This window comes from Streptomyces sp. NPDC056580, assembly GCF_042793175.1.
Classification (GTDB): Bacteria; Actinomycetota; Actinomycetes; order Streptomycetales; family Streptomycetaceae; genus Streptomyces.
The window spans coordinates 419,448-432,545 of sequence record NZ_JBHTVE010000003.1 but is presented as its reverse complement, the minus strand read 5'-3'; the positions used below and the strand labels follow the sequence as shown (position 1 = coordinate 432,545).

At 71.7% G+C, this 13,098-nt stretch carries 14 protein-coding genes; 10 read left to right on the top strand and 4 right to left on the bottom strand.

The window, feature by feature from the left end; all coding sequences use genetic code 11:
• Positions 1 to 2 precede the first annotated feature (2 nt).
• Positions 3 to 464, bottom strand: coding sequence for a DUF3093 domain-containing protein (locus ACFQ9Z_RS08380; protein WP_281295594.1), 462 nt, complete (start codon positions 462 to 464; stop codon positions 3 to 5).
• 57 nt (positions 465 to 521) lie between these two features.
• Between ACFQ9Z_RS08380 and ACFQ9Z_RS08375 the strand changes: the two genes are divergently transcribed.
• The 9 genes from ACFQ9Z_RS08375 (at position 522) to ACFQ9Z_RS08335 (ending at position 9,087) form a co-directional block, all read left to right on the top strand.
• Positions 522 to 1,106 carry a PaaI family thioesterase gene (locus ACFQ9Z_RS08375; protein ID WP_383012781.1) on the top strand — a complete coding sequence of 195 codons (585 nt, stop codon included), beginning with the start codon at positions 522 to 524 and terminating at the stop codon, positions 1,104 to 1,106.
• Positions 1,103 to 1,654: a dUTP diphosphatase gene (dut, locus tag ACFQ9Z_RS08370; protein ID WP_383012778.1), complete on the top strand. Its 552-nt coding sequence runs from the start codon at positions 1,103 to 1,105 to the stop codon at positions 1,652 to 1,654. Before ACFQ9Z_RS08375 ends, dut begins: the two co-directional genes overlap by 4 nt.
• Before the next feature lies 1 nt (position 1,655).
• On the top strand, positions 1,656 to 2,417 hold the full coding sequence (locus ACFQ9Z_RS08365; RefSeq protein WP_383012775.1) for a DUF3710 domain-containing protein: 762 nt from the start codon (positions 1,656 to 1,658) through the stop codon (positions 2,415 to 2,417).
• A 154-nt stretch (positions 2,418 to 2,571) separates the two neighbouring features.
• On the top strand, positions 2,572 to 3,741 hold the full coding sequence (locus tag ACFQ9Z_RS08360) for an alginate lyase family protein (RefSeq protein ID WP_383012772.1): 1,170 nt from the start codon (positions 2,572 to 2,574) through the stop codon (positions 3,739 to 3,741).
• Between the two features lie 79 nt (positions 3,742 to 3,820).
• Positions 3,821 to 4,513 carry an ABC transporter ATP-binding protein gene (locus tag ACFQ9Z_RS08355; RefSeq protein WP_383012769.1) on the top strand — a complete coding sequence of 231 codons (693 nt, stop codon included), beginning with the start codon at positions 3,821 to 3,823 and terminating at the stop codon, positions 4,511 to 4,513.
• 128 nt (positions 4,514 to 4,641) lie between these two features.
• The gene (locus tag ACFQ9Z_RS08350; protein ID WP_383012766.1) at positions 4,642 to 7,188 is read left to right on the top strand and encodes an ATP-binding protein; all 2,547 of its coding nucleotides are present in this window, start codon (positions 4,642 to 4,644) and stop codon (positions 7,186 to 7,188) included.
• The gene (locus ACFQ9Z_RS08345; RefSeq protein ID WP_143636668.1) at positions 7,185 to 7,874 is read left to right on the top strand and encodes a response regulator; all 690 of its coding nucleotides are present in this window, start codon (positions 7,185 to 7,187) and stop codon (positions 7,872 to 7,874) included. Before ACFQ9Z_RS08350 ends, ACFQ9Z_RS08345 begins: the two co-directional genes overlap by 4 nt.
• 43 nt (positions 7,875 to 7,917) lie before the next feature.
• A complete protein-coding gene (locus ACFQ9Z_RS08340) occupies positions 7,918 to 8,316 on the top strand; it encodes an OB-fold nucleic acid binding domain-containing protein (protein WP_143636666.1) in 399 nt (132 codons plus the stop codon).
• Between the two features lie 3 nt (positions 8,317 to 8,319).
• The gene (locus tag ACFQ9Z_RS08335) at positions 8,320 to 9,087 is read left to right on the top strand and encodes a DUF3159 domain-containing protein (RefSeq protein ID WP_383012761.1); all 768 of its coding nucleotides are present in this window, start codon (positions 8,320 to 8,322) and stop codon (positions 9,085 to 9,087) included.
• 101 nt (positions 9,088 to 9,188) lie between these two features.
• Here the strand turns inward: ACFQ9Z_RS08335 and ACFQ9Z_RS08330 are convergent, their stop codons facing one another.
• From ACFQ9Z_RS08330 to ACFQ9Z_RS08320, 3 genes are all read right to left on the bottom strand, one after another.
• Complete coding sequence (locus ACFQ9Z_RS08330) at positions 9,189 to 9,857, bottom strand: potassium channel family protein (RefSeq protein ID WP_383012758.1); 669 nt, start codon at positions 9,855 to 9,857, stop codon at positions 9,189 to 9,191.
• Positions 9,857 to 10,528 (bottom strand): potassium channel family protein, encoded by a 672-nt coding sequence (locus ACFQ9Z_RS08325; protein ID WP_383013123.1) that lies wholly within the window; start codon positions 10,526 to 10,528, stop codon positions 9,857 to 9,859. The genes ACFQ9Z_RS08330 and ACFQ9Z_RS08325 overlap by 1 nt, the downstream gene beginning before the upstream one ends.
• A 152-nt stretch (positions 10,529 to 10,680) precedes the next feature.
• On the bottom strand, positions 10,681 to 10,803 hold the full coding sequence (locus tag ACFQ9Z_RS08320) for a hypothetical protein (RefSeq protein WP_383012755.1): 123 nt from the start codon (positions 10,801 to 10,803) through the stop codon (positions 10,681 to 10,683).
• Between the two features lie 161 nt (positions 10,804 to 10,964).
• Here ACFQ9Z_RS08320 and ACFQ9Z_RS08315 point away from each other — a divergent pair, with 161 nt between their 5' ends.
• Entirely contained in the window at positions 10,965 to 13,013 is a 2,049-nt protein-coding gene (locus tag ACFQ9Z_RS08315; protein ID WP_383012752.1) for an APC family permease, read from the top strand.
• Positions 13,014 to 13,098: the final 85 nt, after the last annotated feature.

Here is a 13,098-nt window from a genome sequence, read left to right as displayed (position 1 = left end):
CCCTACGCGGCCGTCCGGGCCGCCTCGATCGCGGCCGCCAGACGCTCCGGCTCCCGCGTCGACAGGTACAGGTAGGGCGTCGGGTCCTGCGGGTCGGTGACCTCCACGCGCAGGGCCGTGGGGATGTAGGCGCGCAGCAGCAGGAAGGCGCGGGTGTCGGCCTTGTAGGTGCGCCAGGCGCGCGCCGCCTCGGGGTCCAGGACCTCCGCGTCGCCGAGCGCCGACACCGGGATCCTCGCCTCGCCCGCGATCAGCGAGTCGCCCACCACGCGGATCCGCGGGGAGCCGTAGGCGCTGGCCACCACGGCCGCGGCGGCCGTGCCGCCGACCAGGCCGCCGAGCAGCGGCAGGGTGCCGAACGGCAGCAGGATCAGGGCGAACGAGACGCCCACGAGGAAGCTGATCAGCCACCACGAACGAGGGGTGGTGAGGCGTTCTTCGTAGGGGGTGGCGGAGAGCTGCATGAGCCAAGCTTGGCACGGTGTCGGAACAACGCCGACGCGCGGGTAAGGTCTGCGCCTGTGAGTGGTAGTTCCGCAGCTCTTCAGCCTCCCGCCGACGCGGTGACACCGGTACGGCACCCCGACGCCCCCGCGCCCGGCGAGCTTCTCGGCGCCCACTACGAACAGTGTTTCGGGTGTGGCGGCGGGCAACCGCACGGCCTGCACCTGGAGGCGCGCGCAGGCGAGGGTGTCTCGCTGACCGCCGAGTTCACCGTGCAGCCGGCCCACCAGGGCGCGCCGGGTCTCGCGCACGGCGGCGTGCTGGCCACCGCCCTCGACGAGACGCTCGGCTCGCTGAACTGGCTGCTGCGGACCGTCGCTGTCACCGGCCGGCTGGAGACCGACTTCGTGCGGCCGGTCCCGGTGGGCACCACCCTGCACCTCCAGGCCGAGGTCACCGCCGTCGCCGGACGGAAGATCTACTGCACCGCCACCGGCCGCATCGGCGGCCCCGGCGGGCCCGTCGCCGTCCGCGCCGACGCCCTGTTCGTCGAGGTCAAGGTGGACCACTTCATCGACCACGGCCGCCCGCAGGAGATCCAGGCCGCCATGGAGGACCCGGACCAGGTCCGGCGTGCCCGCGCCTTCGAGGTGAACCCGTGAGCCGGCCCCCGCTGGACGTCCTGCTGCGCCGCGTCGACCCCGATGTACCGCTTCCCGCGTACGAGCACCCGGGCGACGCCGGGGCCGATCTGCGCACCACCGAGGCGTGCGAGCTGAGGCCCGGCGAGCGGGCCGTGCTGCCCACGGGTGTGTCGATCGCCCTCCCGGAGGGGTACGCGGCCTTCGTGCACCCGCGTTCCGGTCTCGCCGCCCGCTGCGGTGTCGCCCTCGTGAATGCCCCGGGGACGGTTGATGCCGGGTACCGTGGGGAGATCAAGGTGATCGTGGTGAATCTCGACCCGTACGAGCCGGTGCGGTTCGAGCGCTTCGACCGGATTGCCCAACTGGTCGTCCAGCAGGTCGAGAGGGTCCGCTTCCAGGAGGTGGCGGAACTTCCCGGCTCGGCGCGGGCCGAGGGGGGCTTCGGGTCCACCGGTGGCCATGCCGCGGTGGACGACGAGAGCGGCACAAGCGGTCAGGCCGCCGTGCGTGGTCTGACGGGTGGGAATCGATACGCTTCGGTCGTATCCGACCGGGAAGGACAGTGACGTGTTCGGACGTCGCAAGAAGAGGGATGCCGCCGAGGACGCGGCCGGCGAGACCGAGCAGGTCGTCGACAGCGTCGACACCGAGGCGGACGAGGAAGAGCCCGAGCGCGAGCGCGTCCGGCTCGAGCCCGAGCCCCGGCCCGACGGGCCGTGGGACAGCAGCGAGGTGCGCGACCCGGCCGAGGGGCGCGTGGACCTCGGCGGTCTCTTCGTGCCGGGCGTCGACGGCATGGAGCTGCGGGTGGAGGTCGCGGGTGACGCGATCGTCGCCGCGACGGTCGTGCTGCGCGACAGCGCCGTCCAGCTCCAGGCCTTCGCCGCCCCCAAGCGCGAGGGCATCTGGGGCGAGGTCCGCGAGGAGATCGCGGGCGGCATCACCCAGCAGGGCGGCATCGTCGACGAGGTCGAGGGTCCGCTGGGCTGGGAGCTGCGCGCCCAGGTACCGGTACAGCTGCCGGACGGCACCGGCGGCTTCCAGGTCGTCCGGTTCGTCGGCGTGGACGGCCCGCGCTGGTTCCTGCGCGGTGTGATCTCCGGCCAGGGCGCGGTGCAGCCGCAGGCGGCCGGCCTGCTCGAGCAGATCTTCCGGGACACGGTCGTGGTCCGCGGCGAGGGTCCGATGGCGCCCCGCGACCCGATCGTCCTGAAGCTGCCGAACGACGCCCAGATGGTTCCCGAGGGCGTCCAGCAGGAGGAGGGCTCGCGCTTCTCCGGCGGCATGGGCCAGCTCCAGCGCGGACCCGAGATCACCGAGGTCCGCTGACAGACACGACAGGACGAACAAGGGCCGTACCCCTCGGGGTGCGGCCCTTTCGCATGCGTGACCCCTTGACGGGCCAATGGTCTGTACCTACGGTCTCCGAGCCAGCGCCTGTTCACGAAGGCGCTCCGTGTTCACATACGAGAACGGAGTCACCGTGCGCCGTACCCCACTGCTCGCCGTCGTGGCCTCCCTGCTGACGGGCGCCCTCGCGGCGCCCGCCGCGCACTCCGCCCCCAGCGCCTTCGCCCATCCCGGAGTCACCGTCTCCCAGGCCCAGCTCGACTTCGTACGCGGCAAGGTGCTGGCGGGCGCCCAGCCCTGGAAGGGCGCGTTCGACCAGATGACGGCGAGCAAGTACGCCGACCTGAACCGCACGCCCAAGCCGCGCGCCACCGTGGAGTGCGGCTCGTACTCCAACCCCGACCTCGGCTGCACCGACGAGCGCCAGGACGCGATCGCCGCCTACACCGACGCCCTCGCCTGGTACATCACCCGGGACGCGCGCTACGCCCAGAAGGCCATCCAGATCATGGACGCCTGGTCGGCCACCCTCACCAGCCACACCAACAGCAACGCGCCCCTGCAGACCGGCTGGGCGGGCTCCTCCTGGCCCAAGGCCGCCGAGATCATCAAGTACACCTACACCGGTGGCTGGGCGGGCCAGAACCGCTTCGCCGCCATGCTCCGCGACGTCTACCTGCCCGTGGTGATCAAGGGCTCCAACTCCAACGGCAACTGGGAGCTGTCGATGATGGAGGCCGCCGTCGGCATCTCCGTCTTCCTCGAGGACAAGGCGTCGTACGACACCGCGATGGCGAAGTTCCGCACCCGAGCGGCCGCCTACGTCTACCTGGCCTCCGACGGCGAGCTGCCCAAGACCGTGCCCGGCCAGAACCTGAACACCCGCGACAAGATCGTCTCCTACTGGCAGGGCCAGTCCACCTTCGTCACCGGGCTCACCCAGGAGACCTGCCGGGACCTCACCCACACCGGGTACGGCATCTCCGCGATCTCGCACATCGCCGAGACCAGCCGGATCCAGGGCCAGGACCTGTACGGCACCGACGTCGGCGAGCGGCTGCGGCAGGCGCTCGGCTTCCAGGCCAAGTACCAGCTCGGCGCGGCCGTCCCCGACTGGCTGTGCGGCGGCTCCCTCAAGCTCGGTCTGGGCCCGGTCACGGAGGTCGGCTACAACGCCCTGCACAACCGGCGCGGCGTCGCGATGACCAACACCGAGGCGCTGACCATGGCCAACCGCCCGGCCGGCACCGACAGCCTCTTCGTCGCCTGGGAGACCCTCACCCACGGCGACAACCCGAACTGAGACCGTTGAGCGGCCGGGCGCCCAGCGGCGATACTGGCGCCCGGCCCGCACGGGCACGGGCAAGCGACGGGGAGGCCGCATGAGCCGGGTGATCACCGAGACCATGGTGCGCGTCGAGGACGTGCACAAGTCCTACGGGCGCGGCGCCGCCGCCGTGCACGCCCTGCGCGGGGTCTCCCTGGAGGTCCCGCGCGGCGAGCTCGTCGCCCTCAAGGGGCGTTCGGGCTCGGGGAAGACCACCCTGCTGAACATCGTCGGCGGACTCGACACCCCCGACCGCGGCCGGGTCGAGGTCGACGGGCGGGACCTGGCCGGGCTCGGCGAGAACGGGCTGCTGGCGCTGCGGCGGGACCGGATCGGCTTCGTCTTCCAGTCCTTCGGGCTCATCCCGATCCTGACCGCCGCCGAGAACGTCGGCGTACCGCTGCGGCTGCGCCGGGCCGAGCCCCGCGAGCGCGAGGAGCGCGTCGAGCTGCTGCTCTCCCTCGTCGGGCTCGCCGACCACGCGGCCCAGCGGCCCGGCGAGCTGTCCGGCGGCCAGCAGCAGCGCGTCGCCATCGCCCGGGCCCTCGCCAACCGCCCCGCCCTACTGATCGCCGACGAGCCGACCGGCCAGCTCGACGCCGAGACCGGGCACGCCGTCATGGAGCTGCTTCGGGCCGTCGTCCGCAGCGAGTCGGCCACGGCCCTGGTCGCCACGCACGACGCGAACCTGCTCGACCTCGCCGACCGGGTGCTGGAGCTGCGCGACGGGGAGATCGTCGAGCACTGACCCCCCGGCGGCAGTCGTCAGGGTTGCGTCAAGGACCCCGTACGACCGGCCTCTTGTCCGATATGTCCGCATGGTGGGACGTAGGGTCGACGCTGCGTAGGCGGCAGTCGGCGGAAGACAATGGGGCCATGGCACGCGGCAAGCTTCGGATCCACCTCGGCGCGGCACCGGGCGTGGGCAAGACCTACGCCATGCTGTCCGAGGCGCACCGCCGCGTCGAGCGGGGCACCGACTGCGTGGTGGCCTTCGTGGAACACCACGACCGGCCGCGCACCGAGGTGATGCTGCACGGCCTCGAGCAGGTGCCGCGCGCCCGGCTCGAGCACCGGGGCGCCGTCTTCGAGGAGATGGACGTCGACGCGGTGCTGCGCCGCGCCCCCGCCGTCGCCCTCGTGGACGAACTCGCCCACACCAACGTCCCCGGCTCCCGCAACGCCAAGCGCTGGCAGGACGTCGAGGAACTGCTGGCCGCCGGCGTCGACGTCGTCACCACCGTCAACATCCAGCACCTGGAGTCCCTGGGCGACGTCGTCGAGTCGATCACGGGGGTGCGGCAGCGCGAGACGGTCCCGGACGAGATCGTGCGCCGGGCCGACCAGATCGAGCTGGTCGACATGTCCCCGCAGGCCCTGCGCCGCCGCATGGCGCACGGCAACATCTACCAGCCGGACAAGGTCGACGCGGCCCTGTCCAACTACTTCCGGCCCGGCAACCTGACCGCCCTGCGCGAGCTGGCCCTGCTGTGGGTGGCCGACCGGGTCGACGAGCACCTGAACGAGTACCGCAGCGAGCACCGGGTCTCCCGGATCTGGGGCTCCCGGGAGCGGATCGTCGTCGGGCTGACCGGCGGCCCCGAGGGGCGCACCCTCATCCGGCGGGCGGCGCGGCTCGCCGAGAAGGGCGCCGGCGGCGAGGTGATGGCCGTCTACATCGCCCGCAGCGACGGCCTGACCGCCGCCTCCCCGAAGGAACTGGCCGTCCAGCGCACCCTGGTGGAGGACCTCGGCGGCACCTTCCACCACGTCGTCGGCGACGACATACCCGCCGCCCTGCTGGACTTCGCGCGCGGCGTCAACGCCACCCAGATCGTGCTCGGCTCCTCGCGCCGCAAGGCCTGGCAGTACGTCTTCGGGCCCGGCGTCGGCGCCACGGTCGCCCGCGAGTCGGGGCCCGACCTCGACGTCCACATCGTCACCCACGAGGAGGTCGCCAAGGGCCGCGGACTGCCCGTCGCCCGGGGCGCCCGGCTCGGCCGGGCCCGGATCATCTGGGGCTGGCTGGTGGGCCTGGGCGGCCCCGCCGTCCTCGCGGTGCTGCTGAACACCGTCGACCTCGGCCTCGCCAACGACATGCTGCTGTTCCTCGCCGTCACGGTGGCGGCGGCCCTGCTCGGCGGCCTGCTGCCCGCCCTGGCCTCGGCGGCCCTCGGCTCCCTGCTGCTGAACTACTTCTACACCCCGCCCCTGCACCGGCTGACCGTCGCCGACCCCAAGAACATCGTCGCCATCGTGATCTTCTTCGGGGTCGGCATGTCCGTCGCCTCCGTGGTCGACCTCGCCGCCCGGCGCACCCACCAGGCCGCCCGGCTGCGCGCCGAGTCCGAGATCCTCTCCTTCCTTGCGGGCAACGTGCTGCGCGGCGAGACCGGCCTGGAGGAACTGCTGGAACGGGTCCGCGAGACCTTCGCCATGGAGTCGGCCGCCCTGCTGGAGCGGGCCGGCGACGTCGAGCCGTGGACCTGCGCGGGCCGCGCCGGACCGGGGCCGCGGCTGGAGCGGCCCGAGGACGCCGACGTCGACGTGCCGGTCGGCGACCACATGGCCCTCGCGCTCACCGGCCGGGTGCTGCCCGCCGAGGACCGCCGGGTGCTCGCCGCCTTCGCCGCCCAGGCCGCCGTGGTGCTGGACCGCAGCCGGCTCCAGGAGGAGGCCGACCGGGCCCGGGCGCTCGCCGAGGGCAACCGCATCCGCACCGCCCTGCTCGCCGCCGTCAGCCACGACCTGCGCACCCCGCTGGCCGGGATCAAGGCCGCGGTCTCCTCCCTGCGCTCCGAGGACGTGGACTGGTCGGAGGAGGACCGGGCGGAACTGCTCCAGGGCATCGAGGAGGGCGCCGACCGGCTCGACCACCTCGTGGGCAACCTGCTCGACATGTCCCGGCTGCAGACCGGTACCGTGGCCCCGCTCATCCGCGAGATCGACGTGGACGAGGTGGTCCCGATGGCCCTGGGCGGCGTCCCCGAGGACAGCGTGGAGCTGGACGTCCCCGAGACCCTGCCCATGGTCGCCGTCGACCCCGGCCTGCTGGAGCGCTCGGTGGCCAACCTGGTCGAGAACGCCGTCAAGTACAGCCCATGCGGACGGCGCGTCCTGGTGTCCGCGAGCTCCATCGCCGACCGGGTCGAGGTGCGGGTGGTGGACCGCGGGCCCGGGGTGCCGGACGACGCGAAGGACCGCATATTCGAACCCTTCCAGCGCTACGGGGACGCCCCCCGCGGCGCCGGGGTCGGCCTCGGCCTCGCGGTCGCCCGGGGCTTCGCCGAGGCCATGGGCGGCACCCTGAACGCCGAGGACACACCCGGCGGCGGCCTCACCATGGTGCTGAGCCTCCGCGCGGCCCTCGAACCCCTCCACTCGCCGGAGGACACCGCAGAACCGGAAAGGCAGGCCCTATGACGACCCGGGTGCTCGTGGTCGACGACGAGCCGCAGATCGTGCGCGCCCTCGTGATCAACCTCAAGGCACGCCAGTACGAGGTCGACGCGGCCCCCGACGGCCGGACTGCGCTGGAGGTCGCCGCCTCCCGCCACCCCGACGTGGTCGTGCTGGACCTGGGCCTGCCCGACATGGACGGCGTCGAGGTGATCCGGGGGCTGCGCGGCTGGACCCGGGTGCCGATCCTGGTGCTCTCCGCCCGCCACTCCTCCGACGAGAAGGTGCAGGCGCTGGACGCCGGCGCCGACGACTACGTCACCAAGCCCTTCGGCATGGACGAACTGCTGGCCCGGCTGCGCGCCGCGGTGCGCCGGGCCGAGCCGGTCGGGCCCGGCGAGGACGACGTGACCACCGTGGAGACCGGGAACTTCACCGTCGACCTGACCGCGAAGAAGGTCAACCGGGCCGGCAAGGACGTCCGGCTCACCCCGACCGAGTGGCACCTGCTGGAGGTCCTGGTCCGCAACACCGGCCGCCTGGTCAGCCAGAAGCAGCTCCTGCAGGAGGTGTGGGGGCCGTCGTACGGCACGGAGTCCAACTACCTCCGGGTGTACATGGCGCAGCTCCGGCGCAAACTGGAGACGGACCCCTCGCACCCGGAGCACTTCATCACGGAGCCCGGAATGGGGTACCGGTTCGAGAAGTGAGCTGCGCTACGGCGGTGTGTGCGTGCCCCGGTACGCTTCAGACATGAGTGCTGTTCCTCGTCCCCAGAAGCCGGCCGGCCGGTTCCGGCGCATGCTCGACCGGCTCTCCACCTCCCAGGAGGATCTGGAGTCGGAGGAGCTGCGGGAGGACGCCGAGACGGCGGGCTGCACCCGGATCGGTGACTGCCACGACCGGCAGATCGTCACCGTAACTGGTACCTTGCGCACGGTCACCCTGCGGCCGCGCGCGGGAGTCCCGGCCCTGGAGGCCGAGCTGTTCGACGGCTCCGCCGCCCTGGACGTGGTGTGGCTCGGCAGGCGCTCCATCGTGGGGATAGAACCCGGACGCAAGCTGATCGCATCCGGCCGGATCTCGATGAGCCGGGGCCGCCGGGTGCTGTTCAATCCGAAGTACGAACTGCGACCCCTTGGACGGGAGTAGCCGGTGACGTCCCTCGACAAGCCGACCCAAGACACCGACAAGACCCAGCCGGACGACGCACGCGCGGTCACCGAGGCCGCCCTGTTCGAGGCGTTCGGCGGTGTCCGCGGCATGGTCGAGACGGTGCTGCCCGGTCTCCTCTTCGTCGCCATCTTCACGATCAACAAGAACCTGCACTTCTCCGCGATCGCCGCGCTCGCCCTGTCGCTGCTGCTGGTCGTGGTCCGGCTCGCCCGCAAGGACACCGTCAAGCACGCCTTCAGCGGTGTCTTCGGCGTGGCGTTCGGCGTGGTGTTCGCGATGTTCACGGGCAACGCCAAGGACTTCTATCTCCCCGGCATGCTCTACACGCTGGGCCTGGCGCTGGCCTACATCATCACCACCCTCGCCGGCGTGCCGCTGATCGGCCTCATCCTCGGCCCGGTCTTCAAGGAGAACCTCTCCTGGCGTACCCGCAACCCCGGCCGCAAGAAGGCCTACGCCAAGGCCAGTTGGGCCTGGGGGCTGATCCTGCTCGCCAAGTGCGCGATCCTCTTCCCGCTGTACTGGTGGGCCGACACCGCCCAGCTCGGCTGGGTGCTGGTCATCCTGAAGATCCCGCCGTTCCTGCTCGCGGTGTACCTGACCTGGGTCTTCCTGGCCAAGGCGCCCGCGCCGATCGACGTGTTCGCGGAGATGGAGGCCGAGGAGCAGGCCGAGAAGCAGCGCAAGGCCGCCCTGGCCGCCGAGGACGGCGAGCCCGCCGGCGGCCGGCACCGCCGGGAGGCGTGAGAGCCGCGGCCGACGGCCGTAGTGCCGCCGCTACGCGGCGGGTTCCGCGCACGAGGAGGGGCGCCCCCGGCATCAGGGGCGCCCCTCCTCGTCGGCGCGGGTCAGTCCTCGCGCCGGACCGACAGCAGTTCCTCCAGCTGCTCCTCGCGGGCCTGCGCCGCCACGAAGAGGAGTTCGTCGCCCGGCTCCAGGGAGTCCTCCCGGGACGGGGTCAGCACCCGGGTGCCGCGGATGATCGTGACCAGGGAGGTGTCCTGCGGCCACTCCACCTCGCCGACCTGGGTGCCGGCCAGCGCCGACTCCTCGGGCAGGGTGAGCTCCACCAGGTTGGCGTCGCCGTGGCTGAAGCGGAGCAGACGGACCAGGTCGCCGACGCTCACCGCCTCCTCGACCAGGGCGGACATCAGACGCGGGGTGGACACGGCCACGTCCACGCCCCAGGACTCGTTGAACAGCCACTCATTCTTCGGGTTGTTCACCCGGGCGACGACGCGCGGAACGCCGTACTCCGTCTTGGCGAGCAGCGAGACGACCAGGTTGACCTTGTCGTCACCGGTCGCGGCGATCACCACGTTGCAGCGCTGCAGCGCCGCCTCGTCCAGGGAGGTGATCTCACAGGCGTCGGCCAGCAGCCACTCCGCCTGCGGCACCCGCTCCACCGAGATGGCGGTCGGGGCCTTGTCGATGAGCAGGACCTCGTGGCCGTTCTCCAGCAGCTCGCCCGCGATCGAGCGGCCGACGGCGCCGGCTCCGGCAATGGCGACCCTCATCAGTGACCGCTCTCCTCTTCCGGGCCCCCGGCGAACGCCGCCTCGACCTTCTCGACGTCGTCCGTCCACATCATCACGTGCACCAGGTCGCCCTCCTGCAGCACCGTCTGCGACGTGGGCAGGACCGCCTCGCCCAGGCGGGTCAGGAACGCCACCCGGACGCCCGTCTCCTCCTGCAGCCTGCTGATCTTGTGGCCGACCCACTTGGCGGAGGCGTGCACCTCGGCGAGCTGGACACCGCCGGTGGGATCGCGCCACAGCGGCTCGGCGCCCGAGGGCAGCAGCCGACGCAGCATCTGGTCGGCGGTCCAGCGGACCGTGGCCACGGTGGGGATGCCCAGACGCTGGTAGACCTCGGCACGGCGGGGGTCGTAGATGCGGGCGGCCACGTTCTCCACACCGAACATCTCACGGGCCACGCGCGCGGAGATGATGTTGGAGTTGTCACCGCTGGAGACCGCGGCGAACGCCCCGGCCTCCTCGATGCCCGCCTCGCGCAGGGTGTCCTGGTCGAAGCCGACGCCGGTGACCCGGCGGCCCCCGAACCCAGGGCCCAGCCGGCGGAAGGCGGTGGGGTCCTGGTCGATCACGGCGACCGTGTGCCCCTGTTGCTCCAGGGTCTGGGCAAGAGCGGAACCCACTCGCCCGCAGCCCATGATGACGATGTGCACGACCGTCCTTCCGGTGTCCAAAAGTTCATGCTCAGCATCAGGGTCTCAGACCGACGCCCAAAGCTACACACGGGCGCTTGGCAGTGGGCACCCCTGTGCGGAGGTTTCCGGGACCACCGGTGCCGCCGTCACCGCCGCGGGCCGAGCCGCCGTCACCGCCGCGGGCCGACGGGGGCGCCCCTGCGGCGAGTGATGCTGCGCACGCTGCACAGGGTCAGGATTCCGAGGCCGACGAGGGCGACGGTGCCCCCGATCAGCTCTGCGGTCGCGGGCATGGGACCTCCGAGGTGCGGTGACGACCGGGACTTGCCATCTAGGCACGGGGGACGCGCGGGCCACGGAATCCGCAGTTCGGAGTACGTGCGATTTCACTCGGGAGGCAGAACCGGGACGCCGGGTGGGCGGGTGCCTGTTCGAAGCCCTACGATCCTCTGTCGTGTCCAAACTGACCGACGTGCCCAAACGGATCCTGATCGGGCGCGCACTGCGCAGTGACCGGCTGGGCGAGACGTTCCTGCCGAAGCGCATCGCCCTACCCGTCTTCGCCTCCGACCCGCTGTCCTCCGTCGCCTACGCGCCGGGGGAGGTCCTGCTGGTCCTGTCCATCGCGGGCGTGTCGGCGTACCACTTCAGCCCCTGGATCGCCGTCGCGGTCGTCGTGCTGATGTTCACCGTGGTCGCCTCCTACCGGCAGAATGTGCACGCCTACCCGAGCGGCGGCGGCGACTACGAGGTCGCCACCACCAACCTCGGGCCCAAGGCCGGCCTGACCGTCGCCAGCGCCCTGCTCGTGGACTACGTCCTCACCGTCGCCGTCTCCATCGCCTCCGGCATCGAGAACCTGGGTTCCGCGATCCCCTTCGTCGTGGAGCACAAGGTGTTCTGCGCGACCGCCGTGATCGTCCTGCTGACGCTGATGAACCTGCGCGGGGTGAAGGAGTCGGGCAAGCTCTTCGCGATCCCGACGTACGTGTTCGTCGGCGGCGTCTTCATCATGATCGCGTGGGGTGCCTTCCGCGGCCTCGTCCTCGGCGACACCATGCGGGCCCCGACGGCCGAATACCACATCAAGGCCGAGCACCAGGGCCTCGCGGGCTTCGCCCTCGTCTTCCTGCTGCTGCGCGCCTTCTCCTCCGGCTGTGCGGCGCTGACCGGTGTGGAGGCCATCTCCAACGGCGTCCCGGCGTTCCGCAAGCCCAAGTCGAAGAACGCCGCGACCACACTGGCGATGATGGGCCTGCTGGCCGTCACCATGTTCTGCGGCATCATCGCGCTCGCCGTGTCCACCAACGTCCGCATGGCCGAGCACCCCGCCACCGACCTGATCCACAACGGCAGCCCGGTCGGCTCCGGCTACGTCCAGAACCCGGTGATCTCCCAGGTCGCCGAGGCCGTGTTCGGCAAGGGCAGCTTCCTGTTCGTGCTGCTGGCCGCCGCCACCGCCCTGGTGCTGTTCCTGGCGGCGAACACGGCCTACAACGGCTTCCCGCTGCTCGGCTCGATCCTCGCCCAGGACCGCTACCTGCCGCGCCAGCTGCACACCCGGGGCGACCGCCTGGCCTTCTCCAACGGCATCGTGCTGCTCGCGGGCACCGCCGCGCTGCTCGTGATCATCTACGGCGCCGACTCCACCCGGCTGATCCAGCTCTACATCGTCGGCGTGTTCGTGTCCTTCACGCTCAGCCAGATCGGCATGGTCCGGCACTGGAACCGCCACCTGGCGGCCGAGCGCGACCCGGCGGTCCGCAGCCACATGATCCGCTCCCGCGCGATCAACGCCTTCGGCGCCTTCTTCACCGGCCTGGTGCTGGTCGTCGTCCTGGTCACCAAGTTCACGCACGGCGCCTGGGTCGCCCTGCTGGGCATGTGCATCTTCTACGCGACCATGACCGCGATCCGTAAGCACTACGACCGCGTGGCCGACGAGATCGCCGCTCCCGAGGGCCCGAGCGACGACAGCGTCCGCCCCTCCCGGGTGCGTTCGGTCGTCCTGATCTCCAAGATCCACCGCCCCACCCTGCGCGCCCTGGCCTACGCCAAGCTGATGCGCTCGGACACCCTGGAGGCGCTCACCGTCAACGTCGACCCGGCGGAGACCAAGGCGCTGCGCGAGGAGTGGGAGCGGCGCGGCATCGACGTACCGCTGAAGGTCCTGGACTCGCCGTACCGCGAGATCACGCGGCCGATCATCGAGTACGTCAAGAGCCTGCGCAAGGAGTCCCCGCGCGACGCGGTCTCCGTGATCATCCCCGAGTACGTGGTCGGCCACTGGTACGAGCACCTGCTGCACAACCAGAGCGCGCTGCGCCTGAAGGGCCGCCTGCTGTTCACGCCCGGGGTCATGGTGACCTCCGTGCCCTACCAGCTCGCCTCCTCCGAGGCCGCGAAGCTGCGGGCCCGCAGGCGGCAGGAGTGGAACGCGCCGGGTGCGGTCAGGCGCGGACCGGCGGTCGAGCGCACCAAGGAGCCGGCCGCCGAGGAGTGAGGCGCCGGGCCGCCTGAGGGAGGCCGTAGACTGGTGGGCTGTTGTCAGGCCCACCGGCTGCGGCCTCTCCCCTTCGCGATCTGGA